The 16019-nt window shown below is 36.7% G+C and carries 15 protein-coding genes; 11 read left to right on the top strand and 4 right to left on the bottom strand.

Annotated features, from left to right (window positions below; genetic code table 11):
- Positions 1 to 446 precede the first annotated feature (446 nt).
- The 7 genes from J5J03_RS11010 (at position 447) to J5J03_RS10980 (ending at position 6252) form a co-directional block, all read left to right on the top strand.
- The gene (locus J5J03_RS11010) at positions 447 to 1850 is read left to right on the top strand and encodes a sugar porter family MFS transporter (RefSeq protein WP_208589536.1); all 1404 of its coding nucleotides are present in this window, start codon (positions 447 to 449) and stop codon (positions 1848 to 1850) included.
- 197 nt (positions 1851 to 2047) lie between these two features.
- A complete protein-coding gene (locus tag J5J03_RS11005; protein ID WP_208589535.1) occupies positions 2048 to 2530 on the top strand; it encodes a small multi-drug export protein in 483 nt (160 codons plus the stop codon).
- A gap of 18 nt (positions 2531 to 2548) precedes the next feature.
- Positions 2549 to 3325 (top strand): hypothetical protein, encoded by a 777-nt coding sequence (locus J5J03_RS11000; protein ID WP_208589533.1) that lies wholly within the window; start codon positions 2549 to 2551, stop codon positions 3323 to 3325.
- 17 nt (positions 3326 to 3342) lie between these two features.
- Entirely contained in the window at positions 3343 to 3744 is a 402-nt protein-coding gene (locus J5J03_RS10995) for a GntR family transcriptional regulator (RefSeq protein ID WP_208589531.1), read from the top strand.
- Positions 3741 to 4616 (top strand): ABC transporter ATP-binding protein, encoded by an 876-nt coding sequence (locus J5J03_RS10990; RefSeq protein WP_208589529.1) that lies wholly within the window; start codon positions 3741 to 3743, stop codon positions 4614 to 4616. Before J5J03_RS10995 ends, J5J03_RS10990 begins: the two co-directional genes overlap by 4 nt.
- 634 nt (positions 4617 to 5250) lie before the next feature.
- Complete coding sequence (locus tag J5J03_RS10985; RefSeq protein ID WP_208589527.1) at positions 5251 to 5580, top strand: PadR family transcriptional regulator; 330 nt, start codon at positions 5251 to 5253, stop codon at positions 5578 to 5580.
- On the top strand, positions 5581 to 6252 hold the full coding sequence (locus tag J5J03_RS10980) for a DUF1129 family protein (protein WP_208589525.1): 672 nt from the start codon (positions 5581 to 5583) through the stop codon (positions 6250 to 6252).
- A 70-nt stretch (positions 6253 to 6322) separates the two neighbouring features.
- Here J5J03_RS10980 and J5J03_RS10975 read toward each other — a convergent pair whose 3' ends face one another.
- From J5J03_RS10975 to J5J03_RS10965, 4 genes are all read right to left on the bottom strand, one after another.
- The gene (locus J5J03_RS10975; RefSeq protein WP_208589523.1) at positions 6323 to 7135 is read right to left on the bottom strand and encodes a CAP domain-containing protein; all 813 of its coding nucleotides are present in this window, start codon (positions 7133 to 7135) and stop codon (positions 6323 to 6325) included.
- 407 nt (positions 7136 to 7542) lie between these two features.
- The gene (locus J5J03_RS22165; protein ID WP_269435815.1) at positions 7543 to 7677 is read right to left on the bottom strand and encodes a hypothetical protein; all 135 of its coding nucleotides are present in this window, start codon (positions 7675 to 7677) and stop codon (positions 7543 to 7545) included.
- Between the two features lie 114 nt (positions 7678 to 7791).
- Positions 7792 to 8964, bottom strand: coding sequence for a TraB/GumN family protein (locus J5J03_RS10970; RefSeq protein WP_208589522.1), 1173 nt, complete (start codon positions 8962 to 8964; stop codon positions 7792 to 7794).
- A gap of 132 nt (positions 8965 to 9096) precedes the next feature.
- Positions 9097 to 9981, bottom strand: a complete 885-nt coding sequence (locus J5J03_RS10965) for a TIGR01777 family oxidoreductase (RefSeq protein WP_208589521.1) — start codon at positions 9979 to 9981, stop codon at positions 9097 to 9099.
- Positions 9982 to 10232: 251 nt separating this feature from the next.
- Here J5J03_RS10965 and J5J03_RS10960 point away from each other — a divergent pair, with 251 nt between their 5' ends.
- The 4 genes from J5J03_RS10960 to J5J03_RS10945 all read left to right on the top strand — a co-directional run bounded on the left by J5J03_RS10960 (position 10233) and on the right by J5J03_RS10945 (position 15980).
- Positions 10233 to 11690 carry a nicotinate phosphoribosyltransferase gene (locus J5J03_RS10960; protein ID WP_208589520.1) on the top strand — a complete coding sequence of 486 codons (1458 nt, stop codon included), beginning with the start codon at positions 10233 to 10235 and terminating at the stop codon, positions 11688 to 11690.
- A gap of 18 nt (positions 11691 to 11708) precedes the next feature.
- Positions 11709 to 12539 carry an ammonia-dependent NAD(+) synthetase gene (gene nadE, locus J5J03_RS10955; protein ID WP_208589519.1) on the top strand — a complete coding sequence of 277 codons (831 nt, stop codon included), beginning with the start codon at positions 11709 to 11711 and terminating at the stop codon, positions 12537 to 12539.
- 511 nt (positions 12540 to 13050) lie between these two features.
- The gene (locus tag J5J03_RS10950; RefSeq protein ID WP_208589515.1) at positions 13051 to 14037 is read left to right on the top strand and encodes a ring-cleaving dioxygenase; all 987 of its coding nucleotides are present in this window, start codon (positions 13051 to 13053) and stop codon (positions 14035 to 14037) included.
- A 341-nt stretch (positions 14038 to 14378) separates the two neighbouring features.
- Complete coding sequence (locus J5J03_RS10945) at positions 14379 to 15980, top strand: Ig domain protein group 2 domain protein (protein ID WP_331460483.1); 1602 nt, start codon at positions 14379 to 14381, stop codon at positions 15978 to 15980.
- Positions 15981 to 16019 lie beyond the last annotated feature (39 nt).

Raw genomic sequence — 16019 nt, 5'->3', positions numbered from 1 at the left:
CGTTTTTTGTATTTGAATTACTTATCACGGTGCTAAACGTCTATAAGACTCCCACTTCAAACTTCAAGTAACATAAGGATAAGTTTAGGGGGTTAACAGATGCTAACACCATGATCATAGACTCATTTTATTATGGATCATCTGCTTTTATGAGATATTTAAAAGTAGAGAATTTGTCGTTTGATGAAGACTCATGAAAAATGCTAGAAAGCGAGGATTTTCACTCAGCATTTAACATTTCGTCTGAATTCCGCAACATATAACAAAATAATCTAGCAAATAACAAAAAAGTGAAGATGATGAGGCTACTATGAAAGTGTATACATGATAAATTAAAAATATCTTAAAGTTATAAACCTTTATTACGCAATGAAAGCGGATCAAAAAAGATTATAACTTAGCTAAAAAGAAAACGATATCAAATTTATCATAATGGGGGATTTATCATGAAAAAGAAACATTCACTTTGGTATGTTATTTTAATTGCAGCATCTGCTGGTATGGCAGGTCTTTTATACGGTTTTGATACCGCTGTTATTTCCGGTGCAATCGGCTATTTACAGGAATTATATGATCTAAGTCCGGCAATGGAAGGCTGGGTGATTTCATGTGTTATGATTGGTGGTGTCACGGGGGTTGCGTTATCTGGATTTTTAAGTGACCGTTGGGGTCGTAAGAAATTATTGATGGTATCAGCAATCTTTTTCATCATTTCAGCATTAGGTTCAGCTTTTGCGATAGATGTAACAACATTAGTATTAGCACGAATTTTAGGTGGTCTGGGAATCGGTTTTGCATCCGCTTTATCGGTTACCTACATCAGTGAATGTGCTCCACCAGCTATTCGTGGACGCTTAGGTTCGTTGTATCAGCTATTCACGATCTTCGGTATTTGTGCTACTTTTTACATTAATTACTTTGTAGCAAATAGTGGTACACATGAATGGGGATTAGAACTTGGTTGGCGCTGGATGTTAGGATATGGAACAATTCCGGGGATTATTTTCTTATTCCTTTTATTCTTTATTCCAGAGAGCCCAAGATTCCTTATTCAAAAAGGAAAAGACGATGAGGCATTTCATATTTTAAAACGAATTAATGGGCAAGAGGTTGCGAAGAAAGAAGCAAAAGAGATCAAAGCTTCTATTGAAGTGGAACAAAGCAGTTCTGTAAAAGAACTTGTAAAGCCAGGTTTAAGAATGGCAATGGGCGTAGGGATTTTCCTTGCACTATTTAACCAGGTAATCGGTATGAACGCAGTTACTTACTACGGTCCGGATATTTTCAGAAGTGTAGGCTTTGAAAACAATACAGAATTTTTAGCGACAAGTATTATTGGTAGTGTACAAGTTGTCTTTACAATTCTAGCGATCTTTTTAATAGATAAGCTTGGCAGAAAGAAATTGATGGCAATTGGTTCTAGTTTAATGGCAATTTTTATGCTCTTAATTGGAAGTGTCTTCTACTTTGAACCAGCAAGTTCAGGCGTAATATTGATTATTTTAATTGCAGGCTTCACCGCTTCCTTCTGTGTGTCCATGGGACCTATTCCGTGGATTATGATTCCGGAAATTTTCCCGAACCATTTACGTGCAAAAGCGGTAGGGATCGCGACAATCTTCTTATGGGGAGCTAACTGGGCAATCGGTCAATTTACACCAGTACTCATTAACAACATGGGTAGTTCTTTCACTTTCTGGATGTTTGCGGTTATTAACGTTATCTGCTTCATCTTTGTGATGACAATCGTTCCAGAAACAAAGAACAAAACACTAGAAGAAATTGGCCAACTTTGGAAATCCAAAAATCAAGTAGAGAAAGAAGAAAAAGTACAGGAAGAAATGGCATAGTTTACAAGGAAATAGCAAGCTGACCCGAGGTTATCAAATGCCTCCGGTCAGCTTTTTTTGTTATGGATAGTAACTATGTTATGTAATAAACAAATCTCCAAGAAAAAGCAGAAATAATAAAAATGGTCTTGACTGGAAACAAAAAATGTTATACTGTATATATTGATATAAACACTATAACAGTTTGAGGTGAAAAAATGGAATTCATGGAATTGATTTGGGCGTATATTTTGGTTTTCTTATTGGCAGCGGTACCTCTTGTTGAGGCTATTTATCTTACACCGATAGCAGTAGTGGCAGGGTTATCACCTATTCCGACCTTTATCTTGGCTATATTGGGGAATCTTTTGACTGTTTATGTTGTCATTTTATTTATTAACAAAATAAAACAGTGGAGGAAGAAAAAGAATCAACAATCGAACAAAAAAGCTACAAGGGCAGAGAATATTTGGAAAAAATATGGGCTACCCGGTCTAACGCTAATCGGCCCATTTTTGATCGGCAGTCATCTTAGTGCATTTTTAAGTTTAGTGTTTGGTGGCACCAAGAGACAAGTAACCGTATGGATGACGATAAGTATTGTTGGTTGGAGTTTATTATTAGGGATACTGGCAACATTAGGGTTTGAATTCATGAATGTGGAAAATCCATTTATTGAAAGATTTTTCGAAGAGCAATAAGGGAAAGGTGGATATATGATGTGGAAAGATTCTTGGTGGATAGCGAAGAAAGAATTAAAGATGCAAATTCCTGGAATTATTTTGACTTTACTTTCCACGATTTTTATCGGAATAATTATTACACCAACTTTTTACTTAAATATAATTAACTTGTTTGAAGGTGCAGATATATATGGTAGCCGTCTAGTTTTTGAAGATCATACCGTTTATATTGATAGTATTCTTGTTGATGCAATCTTTCTTGGATTTACACCATGTTTGTCCGCACTTTTTATGTGGGGACCGTATATAAGCCTTCGAGCTATCAAAGAAGATCCATTCGGAAAAAGGTTGGCCGTTTATCGTTCATTACCTGTTTCCACTAAGGTACTGTCGTTAAGTCGAGTATTATTTATGCTCTTTATATTTGTACTGTTTTCAGCAGCATTCTATTTAACGATAACGATAAGTGTGCCAAATTCGCTCTTCATTCACCTTGAGTATCATCAATTCTTATCTTTCATTTTATTTTGGATTGGTTATGCGTTAGTAATAGGTAGTTTGAATCCATATATTGAATCTGGTACAAATGGAAAAGTATTATATATTTATTCGTTTATTTTGATGGTTTCTTTAATTCTTGTTTTATTTGTTGTCCATCAAGTCTGGAATACTAGTATTGTAAATGCGACCATTTTACTTCTAACAAGAGCACCTGTTATTCCAGTGATTGTTTCCCTTGCCTGCGGTATATTGGGAGTTATGATAATGGCAAAGTTATTAAATAAAAGACTCTCGGAAAGAGATTATCTGTAGATGGAAGGTGAGTGTGGATGAAGCTACCAATCGTAGTATCAGATGATAGTAAGGAACCGATTTACTATCAAATTGAACTACAAATTAAAAGGCTAATTGTTAGTGGTCAGCTGCAAGCAGGTGCGGCACTACCTTCCATTCGTGCTTTATCACATGATTTATCTTGTAGTGTTATCACAACAAGAAGGGCGTATCAAGATCTCGAGAGTAAAGGGTTTATTGAAACAGTGCAAGGGAAAGGAACGTTTGTACAGGCCTTGGAGTCGAATACCCAGGATCAAATAAAAGAAGAGATTGTTTATTCCATATTGAAGAAAGCGATCGAAGAAAGTAAATGGATGGGATATTCACTCACACAGCTAAAAGAAATATGTGATAAAGCAATTGATGATCTTGAGAGAGGAGATGATCGTCCATGAACCTCGCAGTTGAGATTCAATCATTAGTAAAAACATATAATAATTTTAAACTGGGCCCACTTGATCTGAAAGTGGAGAAAGGTATGGTTATAGGATTACTAGGATCGAATGGATCAGGGAAAAGCACGTTATTACAGACGATCATGAAGTTAAGAAATCCTGACAATGGAAGTGTTCAAGTACTAGGAATGGATATAAATGAGTATGAAGTTGAAGTGAAAGAGCGAATTGGATTTGCCGGTGCCGGGTTATACGAGGCATTTAAACAATTAACAGTTGACGGACTAGCCGAACTAGTAGGGCATTGGTATACCAATTGGGATCAAGATTATTACCACTTGTTAATTAATCGGTATAATATTAACCGGAAAGAGAAATTCGCTCATTGTTCAATGGGTACAAAGAAAAAGGTAGAATTTGTTTTAGCAATGGCACATCATCCCGAGCTTTTAATATTAGATGAACCGACAGCTAATGTAGATTTGATATCCCAACAACGAATGCGTGAAGATTTATCGCAGTTTATGGAGGATGGTCAACACACCATTGTCATGGCTACTCATTTGCAGGAGGAAGTCAAGCAACTGTGTGATTATATCTGCTTGTTAGATGATGGCGAGATCAAAGATATGTTTGAAAAGGATGAGATTCAAAATCGCTGGGCAAGACTATGGTTATCCGATTTGCCTGATCATTTCAAAGATGACATAAGGGTGTGGCAAATAGAAGAAAGCCCAACTCAAATTGTAACGAATAAATTTTCTGAATTAGAAAAAGAATTACAACAACAGCAAATAGAGATTAACCAAGTAAAACGTCTAGAATTACACGAGATCCTAGAATACATTTTACAACCGTCATCAAACTCCTGAGATATCTCTCAGGAGCTTTTGCTTGTGAGGTAGGACATTGGTATCACAACTTTTTGCAGAGATTTCAATGCCATATTTTAACGCCTTTATGGGGATACTAAATCCAAATTTCTAGCTCTGGCATATGTTGTAGAGCAACATTAAACGAAGGCCGCCCACTTCCATTCGATTCTACTGAAAAACCCCACTAATTTTTAAACATTGAACATGTAATCCCAAATTTTAACGGAAATAACATAAAAAAGTGGAGAATACTCCAATACTTCCCCTTTTAATATGCATTTATAGCCATTAAAGTGGGAGATATAATTTCCATAATATGTTTTTTAGTAGCCTCCTTCCACTCCTGTGGGACCAGTTTGACCTGAAGATCCACTTTTTCGAGCGGTTTTTGCTAGAAAAAGTTAGCTGAAGGGAGGGAAGTGGGCAGCCGAAGTGGTGGTTATACAGTTGATATATTTCACAATGGCCACTAAAACAATCGCAGATCCACTTAGCATTTAATGATAAGGATACCCGTTTTTTCTTGCTAAAGAAAACGAAGTCAGATATAATATAACTATATTGTATAACAAGATACTATTTCTTGTTCTTTATTTGATTAAGTAACTTGCAATACAAGGTAGGTGATCGGATGGCAATCAGAAGTCAATTACTGAAAGGGATACTAGAAGGGTGTATTTTAGCAATTATTGCTAGAGAAACAGTATACGGATATGAACTGGCGGTGAAGTTGCAAAATCAAGGTTTAGATGTTAGTGAAGGTTCGATTTACCCCATTTTATTACGGTTGCAAAAAGAAAAATTAATTCAAGGTGAATTGAGAAAATCACCAAGTGGACCGAATCGAAAGTATTACAGATTAACAGATGCAGGACAGGAATCTTTACTGACTTTTCGGGAGAATTGGGAAAATGTAAAGAAACCAGTTGATCAATTATTAAGAGGTAAGGAGGAAATCTAAATGCAAAGCTTAATTGCAGAGAATAACGAGAAGAGAAAGCTACTGAACAAAGAAAATAAGAAAATATATGAAGATATGTTGATGTATGTTCGTTTGTCCTATAACAAGTCGGAGACAGAAACAGAAGAAGTATTAATGGAATTACTGGATCACTTATTAATTTTACAACAGGAAGGAAGAGATGCTTCTGAGTTGTTTGGCGATGACCCGAAACAGTATGCCAATGAAATCGTTGGTGAATTACCACAAATGATATCAAAGAAGTTGATAATGCTGTTTTTTATGGGAGTATTTTACTTTTTAGGTGTTGCAACATTTCTAAATGGTTTAGTTAGTGTCATTTTTCATTATGGATTTGGTCTACTAGAATCTAGTCAAACATATTATGTGGGAACCATATCTATTAATACGCTATTATCATTGGGGATTGCGTTTATTCTTGTTTATGCCTTTATTCGATATATTAGTTGGACTTGTTTTAAGGATGTATCAAAAATCTTTGAGCTATTGTTTACCGGCATAGTCTTTGGCGCTTTGCCATTCGGTACTTTTCTAGCATTGTTCTACTTTATGCCGTCTTTCGGACCGTCCATAACGATCGAGGTATACTGGCTCATTTTAATCGGTATTTGCTTCTATCTGTTAGGGAGCTTTTTTAAGAGGAAAGCCTAAAAAAACACCTAGAGATATACAAAATCTCTAGGTGTTTAATGATATTCATCCGGGATTAGACTCCCGCTATTTATTTACCAATAAATTGTTGTGTCCAATGATTCCCTTGTTCTACATATCCAACTCCGATATGAGTAAAGTTTTCATTTAAGATGTTTGCTCTGTGACCTTCACTATTCATCCAAGCATTTACTACTTCTTCTGGTGTTTGTTGACCCTTAGCAATATTCTCACCAGCAGTGCGGTAATCGATACCCGCTTGTTGGATCATATCAAAAGGAGATCCGTAAGTCGGACTGTTATGGCTGAAGTAACCATTTGTAGCCATGTCCTCTGATTTTTGTTTAGCCACTTTGCTTAACTCTGCATCGATTTCCAATGCCGGCAATCCTTGTTTTTGACGCTCTTCATTTGTTAATGCAACAACTTCTTGTTCAAATTCGCTAATATCAGCGTTCTGATTATTCTCAGTTGTTTGTTCTTGCTCTTCTGTATTTTCTTGGGCATTATCTTCTTTAGCAGGTGTTTCTTGTTGTGTTTCTTCCTCAACCGGTACTTCTACTGGTGCTTCATTTTCGTTATTATTTTCTGGTTGTGCTTCTTCCGGTTGCTCTTCAACAGGTGTTTGCTCTTTTTCTGGTTGTTCTGCTTCTTTTTCATTCTCGTTCTGTTCTGGCTGTTTCTCTACTTCAACACTGGCATTACCGAAGCATTTATCTATTAGCTCTTGTATAGTAGATTCAGAGAATTTCTCTGCTGAAACATACTGAAAACTATTACTTTGCACATGTTGCTTAGCAGATAGTGTTGTATTAGATGAAAAGCCTGCGGTCATTACTATCGCCCCAATTAATAGAAGCGACATTGATAGTTTCTTTATCATAAAGTGATCCACTCCTTGTTCTTTTTTGTACGACTACATCATAGCATAGGATTTTTGTAATAATCGTGGATTATTTTACCAATTACTACAAACAATAATGGAATTTGTTTATCAAGCCGTTTTATTAAAAAGGTATCAGGAAAAAAATAGTGAAAATAGAAAAATATAATTGAAATATGCTGTTGACAATTTTGGGGAACACGAATTTTATGACATTTTGTTACTGATTTATTGCATATATGACAAACTTCGCAAAAATATAAAGACCGTCATAAAGAATATCGTGCCACATTACAAAAGACAGGAAACGATGAATAATATTCGTTTACATATCATACATATTTCTTGTATAATGAAAGTAGAATATGGAGTGAGTGCGAGGAATAATCCTCACACTCGTGTGGCTTTTAATCGGATCGTCGCTTGGCAGAGCGGTGATCCTTTTTCTTATGTCTTTTAAAATTCATGATCGCCGTTACTAAATTGATACAAGCAACCACGATACCAACAGCTAATCCAATAATGGTTAGCACCACTTCCATATTCCACACCCCCTTTCTATGTAGAGGGTTGTCTATAGTATACCACAAAATCGAACACACGTTCTAGTTATAATGAAAAAAATTGGACTTTTCGCAAAGAAAAGTCCTTTTTACCTATAAATTACTAATAAATAATCGAACAATATCTGTTCCTGCAATAATGGTGCCTAGTGTACTGCCAAGGTTAGCGAAAACAATAATCAGCAGTATTCTAGTAACTTTATTGTTCCAAAAGCCTTTTACTGTGTGAACATCATCTGCTAAAGCTTCAAAGTCGGATACATGAGGTTTTTTCACTAGTGCTTGTACAAAACCAGCAAACCAACCGGCAGCTATTAGTGGATTAAGTGATGTAATCGGCGCAGCTATTAATGCGGTTAAAATCGATAAAGGATGACCTAACGCCAAGGTTACACCTAATGCGGAAAACCCTCCGTTCCAAATTAACCAACTGACTATTTGCTGCCAACCTGCTACAGGGTTGGACCAAAAGGTATAAGCGATTAACGCAATAATAATTAAGGGAATAGACCATCCAATAATCTTCGGTACATTCGACTTTGGTGGTAATTGCGTTAATTTTTTTAGGTCATGGTTTTTTTGAATTTCCTTTGTAATTCCAGGAACATGGGCAGCACCTAAAACTGCCACAATTTTCTCCCCAGGTGCCTTTTTTATTTTCTGTGCTAAATATTGGTCTCGTTCGTCAATTAATGGTTTTTTGAGACGGGGAAAAGCTTCCGAAAACTCGCGCAATACACTATCAATCGAGTCTTGTGTTTTCATTTTTTCCAGCTCTTCTTCCGAGATTGATTCTTTAGAAAAAACGCCAGCTAATACTTGTGTCAAAAGCATCATTTTCCCCTTCAGACCAATACTTCGCCAAATGCGCGCGAAGGTGATTTGAATATTTCGATCTGCTAATACTAATTCTGCACCTATTTCATCTGCTGATTCAATTCCTTGAATCATTTCTTGTCCTGGATTAATGCCAAATTGTTTCGCCATCCGTTTCTGGAAAGAGGATATAGCTAGATTCATCAGTAATAAGGTAGCTTTTTTTTCTTTTATTACTTGGAATATATCCATATCACGCCAGCTACTGCCTTTGACTATTGATTGATAACGCTGTTTATCCAACTCGACACAGATGGAATCAGGCTGTTCCTGTTCAATCACTTGTTTAACCTGCTCTGCACTTTGCTTTGATACGTGAGCAGTTCCAATTAATATGTATTCTTTTCCGTCTAATTCAATTCTCGTAATATTTTCATTATGATCCGACATGCACGATTCCTACCTTTTTTAAAGTGAGACTTCTCCTCAATTGGGGGCTAGTGAAACTAAAACAACTATTTCTAGTATAGCGGATTATCAGCAAAAAACATACTAACAGTACTGATGTTTATCAAATCATCTTTAAATGATATGTTTTATTGTTTGTTCAATTGTTGGAAAACGGAAGGTGTAGCCGGCATCTAATAATCTTTTCGGTATAACCCATCTACTTTTCAAAATTAATTCCGTTTCTGTTCGTAGAAAGACCGCTCCTAATTCTAACAAAGGAGCTGGTGCTGGTAAACCAACAGGTCGGTTCAACTGCTTTCGTAATGTTCTCATTAAGTGATGGTTTGGAATCGGATTAGGAGATGAGCAATTAAATACGCCTTCTAATTCTTCATGCTTGTTCAAAAATACAATAATTTGAAATAGATCTTCGACGTGAATCCAACTGAACATTTGTTTACCATTTCCTTGAATCCCACCCAGGCCAAATTTTACTAGGTTTTTATAAGGCGTAATAACACCGCCATCAGGGCCTAATACAATAGCGATTCTTAATGCTACCTGCCGCGTTTTTGGTGTGTTGCAATGGAAGAACGTATTTTCCCATTTCGTTGCAACATCAACAGAGAAGCCTGTTCCAATTTCACCATCTGTTTCTGTCATCGGTCGATCCTCTGCATGCCGATAAATCGTAGCCGTACTAGCATTGATCCAAAGTTTAGGGGGATTTTCACAAACTGTTACGGCATCACCTAACAATTTCGTAGTACCTGTTCGAGATTGAAGAATCTCTTTTTTGTTCTGTTCATGATAACGGCAATTCACGGATTTTCCTGCTAAATTAACGAGTATTTCAGCATTTTCTAAAGCATCAACCATTCTTTCATGATCATTCCATTTAATGGCAGGCGCTTTCCTTGCGATTAAGATTACTTGATACCCGAGTGTTTCGAACTTTTGTTGGAAATACTGGCCAATAAAACCTGTGCCACCTGCTAGGACTACTTTCTTTGTCATCCAACCCCTCCTATGTACTCATTTTCTCTATCTTATCAAATTGATCAGCATTGTAAAATTCTTCTGACAACTGTTCATCGTTTTGTTATAATTAACAGTTAAATAGGTTCTTTCATAAGTATTCTTTTTTACATAAGTGTATGGAAGGGTTAAACTATAGGTAAAGAAAATGATGACAACTATTGGATATAAGAGTGAAAGACTGAACATACTTTTGGAGCGAAAGTAACAGAATTTGGAGGAGAACAACAATGACTTATGAAGACGATAGCTTGATGCTGCACACGGATTTGTATCAAGTCAATATGGCAGAAACCTACTGGCGTGATGGTAAGGCAAATCAAAAGGCCGTATTTGAATTGTATTTTCGCAAGCTTCCTTTTGATAATGGCTATGCGGTTTTTGCGGGATTAGATCGTGTATTAGATTTTATTGAGAATTTTGGTTTTACTGAAAGTGATTTAACCTACTTAAAAGAAATTGGTGGATATGAAGAGGATTTCCTCGATTATTTACGAAATATGAAGTTTTCGGGTACGATTCGATCAATGAAAGAAGGGGAGATTGTCTTTGCGAATGAACCTTTAATGCGAATTGAAGCCCCTTTAGCAGAGGCGCAATTAATAGAAACCCCTTTACTTAATATTGTGAATTACCAAACATTGATAGCAACAAAAGCTGCCCGGATTAAACATGTGGTTGGCAATAGTACCGTAATGGAATTTGGAACAAGACGTGCACATGAGATGGATGCAGCCATTTGGGGAACAAGAGCAGCGTATATCGGTGGTTTTTCTGCTACAAGTAATGTGCGAGCTGGAAAGCTTTTTGGGATACCAATCGCCGGAACTCATGCTCATTCGATGGTGCAGGCTTATCGCGATGATTATATCGCTTTCAAAAAATATGCCAGCACACATAAAAACTGTGTCTTTCTAGTTGATACCTATGATACGTTACGGTCTGGCGTCCCGAATGCCATTCGTGTTGCAAAAGAATTTAGTAATAAAATAAATTTCCAGGGTATCCGTTTAGATAGTGGAGATATGGCCTATTTATCAAAGAAAGCGAGAAAAATGTTAGATGATGCAGGTTTTCCTGATGCTCAAATTATTGCATCTAACGATTTAGATGAGTATACGATATTAAACCTGCAGGCACAGGGAGCACAAATCGATATTTATGGCATTGGTACGAAGTTAATTACGGCTTATGATCAGGCGGCGTTAGGTGGTGTGTATAAATTAGTAGCTATTGAAGAAGATGGTGAAATGATTGATACGATTAAGATCTCTGCTAACCCGGAAAAAGTTACAACACCAGGAAGTAAGAAGGTCTACCGGATCATTAATAATGAAAATCGTCACTCAGAAGGAGACTATATCGCATTAGAGGATGAGAATCCACAAGCAGAAGAGCGGTTGAAAATGTTCCATCCAGTGCATACCTATATTAGTAAGTTTGTAACTAATTTTACAGCTGTGGATCTACATGAGGATGTTGTCGTAGATGGCAACATTAAATATCAAAGCCCACCCTTAGAAGAGATCCAGAATTACACAGCTAGCAATATGAAACTTTTATGGGAAGAGTACAAACGAACAATGAAACCGGAAGAGTATCCAGTTGATTTAAGTGAAGCATGCTGGGAGAATAAAATGAACTTGATTCGCGATATTAAGGCAAAAGTAAAGCAGAAGGTTGAATAACGGAAAGGGGACATATATATGCGTTCTTTACAAAAAGAAATTATTGAAACTTTAAAGGTGCAGTCGGAGATCGATCCACAAGAAGAATTTCGCCGTAGTGTCGACTTTGTCAAAGCATATTTAACGAAACATTCTTTTCTGAAAAGTACAGTATTAGGGATCTCTGGTGGTCAAGACTCAACTTTAACAGGATACATCTGTCAAACAGCAATTAATGAATTGAATGAAGAGCTAGGTGAAGAAAAATATACATTTATCGCAGTCCGTCTACCATACGGAGAGCAAGCTGATGAAGATGACTGTCTCGTTGCCCTTGATTTTATTAAGCCGAGTCGAACGGTCCGAGTGAATATTAAGGCGGCTGTTGATGCCAGTGAAGCAGCAGTTGAGAAGGAGATTGGCGATATTAGCGAGTTTGTCAAAGGAAATACGAAAGCCCGTGAACGAATGAAGGTGCAATATGATATTGCGGCTGCATGTAATGGTGTAGTAGTTGGTACAGATCATGCTGCAGAAGCGGTAACTGGTTTCTTTACGAAATATGGTGATGGAGCAGCAGATATTTTACCATTATATCGCTTAAATAAGCGCCAAGGAAAAGCAATCCTTAAAATGCTCGGTTGTCCAGAGCGTCTATATGAGAAAACGCCTACTGCAGATTTAGAAACAGACCGCCCGCAATTACCGGATGAAGAAGCTTTAGGTGTGACGTACGATGCAATTGATGACTATTTAGAAGGAAATCAAGTGTCAGATAAAGATGCAGAAACAATTGAAAACTGGTTCCTGAAAACACGTCATAAACGGGAAGAACCTGTTACAGTGTTTGATGATTGGTGGAAAAGGTGATGGCAATGATGCCATCACCTTTTTAAAAAGCAATTAATGGAGAAATAGCTTTTATCGATAAATTAATCAAATCAAGATAAAAAAGAGACGGATTTGTTGATTAACAAGGGATAAAGAACAAATCCAAGGTCTGTCGAGTGAGATTTGTTGATTAACAAGGTATAAAGAACAAAATGCAAGGTCTGTAAAGGGAGATTTGTTGATTAACATGGTATAATCAACAAATCCTGATACAGCCCAAGCAGATTTGTTTATTATCCGAGTTCGCAAGCTGAAAATTTTGTATGATTCAGGTTTTACTGAAGGGGAGGACATCTACCTCTCTGTATCCAGGAAAAATTTTATTTGAACAACTATATTAGCCGTTTCTGATGAATAAAAAATATTAAATATACTAAGGATAAAAAAATGTTAATAAGACTTGCGAGTTTTTAAATTGATTTTTCATATCCATTCTGTTATATTTATCTCGAATTCGAAATAATAATCCCTAATTATAGGAGATGATAATATGAACAGCTTGAAGGGTATTCATCACGTAACAGCTATTACAAGCAGTGCAGAAGAGAATTATAAATTTTTTACGTATGTATTAGGTATGAGATTAGTCAAGAAAACTGTTAATCAGGATGATATCCAAACATATCACTTGTTTTTCGCAGATGATAAAGGTAGTCCGGGAACAGATATGACTTTCTTTGACTTTCCTGGTATCCCAAAAGGTTCTCATGGTACAAATGAAATTTTTCGTACTGCCTTTCGCGTTCCTTCAGATGCTGCCCTTGAATACTGGGTTAAACGATTTGATAAGCTAGAGGTAAAACATGGTGGCATAAAAGAGCAATTTGGTAAAAAAGTAATTAATTTTGTTGATTTTGATGATCAGCAATATCAGTTAATTTCAGATGAAAATAATGAAGGGGTTACATCTGGTACACCATGGCAAGATGGTCCTATTCCATTAGAGTATGCGATCACTGGATTAGGTCCCATTTTTGTTCGTATTCAGGATTATAAATATTTCAAGCAAGTTATGGAAAAAGTATTGTTGTTTACGGAAGTCGATAAAGATGGTTCGTACCACTTATTTGAAGTTGGCGAGGGAGGAAATGGTGCACAGGTTATTGTGGAAGAGAATGTTGTTTTACCTATGGCACGCCAAGGGTATGGAACTGTACATCATGCAGCATTTCGGATTGATGATCTCGAAACACTACACCAATGGGATGAGCATTATCGCCGCTTTGGTTTCCAAACTTCAGGATATGTCGATCGCTTTTTCTTTAAATCTTTATATACAAGAGTGGCACCACAAATTTTATTTGAATTAGCGACAGACGGTCCGGGATTTATTGGGGATGAACCTTACGAAACCTTAGGGGAAAAACTATCTTTACCACCATTTTTAGAAGATAAACGGGAAGAAATCGAAGGTATGGTTCGCCACATTGATACGGTAAGAAGTACGAAACATATTGAGAAAGAATATGAAGGTTAAATGGTTTGCTTGTAACTATTTTTATTGTTGAGTCCGGTTTTTACTGGGCTTTTTTTTTATTCGTACTTCGTAAGGAAAAGGTACATTCTTACATTAGCTAAACAAGTATACAAACATTTTCTATAAATGTTTATATTCTAAAAGTGCTATACTATTCGATCTCGTGAAAATCCATCATTTATTTATAATTAACCAAATATTAACACTGTCCTTATATTATCACAATATTTGTCTGATAGATTTAAATGGAAAGTAATAGATGGGTTTCGTTTGTGAAGTGACGGTAAAAAATAGGAGGGATAACAGTGTTGAAAAAATGGACTTACTTGTTTGTCGCATTGATGTGTCTTTTTGTAGCTTTTACCCCAACACTTGATGCTGAAGGACCATTAGATCCTGCTCCGGAAATAACTCCTAGTAGTGGTTCGGCAAATGGTTTATCTGTATTGTTTGATAACACACATGCACAGACTGCAGGTGCAGCAGATTGGGTAATTGATGGGGCGTTTTCTGATTTTGCTGAAGCAATTGCGGAAGAAGGATACTATGTCCAAGAGTTGCGGAAAGAAGGAAGATTTACTTTAAGTGATTTAGAAGCTTATGATGTGTTTGTCATACCAGAAGCAAATATTCCTTTCTCTGAACAAGAACAAGAGGCTATGGTAGATTATGTGGATCAAGGTGGAAGTATTTTTTTCATTGCAGATCATTATAATGCAGATCGTAATAAGAATAGATGGGATTCTTCGGAGGTGTTTAATGGATATCGACGTGGTGCATGGTCAGACCCTACATTAGGCATGAGTCAGGAGGAAGAGGATTCTTTTTATATGCAAGACGTTTCAAGTTCTGATTGGTTAAGTGATCATTTTGGTATGCGAATACGTTACAATGCATTAGGTAATGTTTATTCAGATGTTATCGTTCCACCTTCTCAGTCATTTAACATTACGGATAATGTTAATACGATTACAATGCATGCTGGATCGACAATTGCTATTACGGATCCAGATAAAGCCAAAGGGATTGTATATATAGAGGAAACAAATGAGGCGTGGTCTCATTCGGTAGATCAAGGTGTATATAATGGCGGTGGAGTGGATGAAGGACCATATGTAGCGATAAGTAAATACAACTTAGGAAAAGTAGCAGTGATAGGTGATTCTTCACCAGTCGAAGATATTACTCCAAAATATAAAAGAGAAGAAACAGGTGGTACGAAAAGAACATATGATGGCTTCTATGATCAAGATAATCATGTTTTACTTGTTAATTTAATTAATTGGTTAGCTGAGCAAGAAGACTATTCATCATTTGATCAGTTAGCAGGTATAGACTTAGATGAGGAAACCTCTTTATTAAGTATGGAAAACCCAATAAACTCAACCGAACCAGAGTCAGAGCCTTGGAGTGAGCCAGCAAGTGATTATAAGTGGTGGGATCGTTCAACTTTTAAAGAGGGTTCCTATGGATATGTGGATAGTGATGAACCAAGTGAACCAGTGGATGGAGTCATAGAAAGCTTTGACAATGGCAGTAAAGCAGCATATGCAGCAGATGATGTAACATTAGCATCCGGTTCATGGTATTTTGATAATGCATTGTTAGGATCTTTATCCTCTGATAAGAAAAACGGTACACAAGCTAGTCGCATTCGTGCTAATGGAACCATTTCGATGAACTTTGATGTGAATGGAGCAGCGAGTGTGAAGGTGGAGCATGCCAATTTTGGTAATGACAGTGGAGCAAATTGGAGCTTAGAGAAGTCTACAAATGGAGGAGAAACTTGGACAAGTGTCGCTGGTCCCTATAGTAGTGGAAGCGCACTTGCATCTAAGACGATTCAAGTAAATGAACCAAATACGGTTAGATTCCGAATTGTTGTCGGTGGAACATCTGGGGAACGTATTAACGTAGATGATTTTACTATAATGGATGAATAGTGCAATAACTAATAGCTGCTAGCTTATGTTGAGTTAGCA

Origin of the sequence: Gracilibacillus suaedae (genome assembly GCF_017599345.1) — a bacterium.
Taxonomy (GTDB): domain Bacteria; phylum Bacillota; class Bacilli; order Bacillales; family Amphibacillaceae; genus Gracilibacillus; species Gracilibacillus suaedae.
The sequence above is the reverse complement of the archived record's forward strand: the minus strand, read 5'-3'. Positions and strand labels throughout refer to the sequence as shown.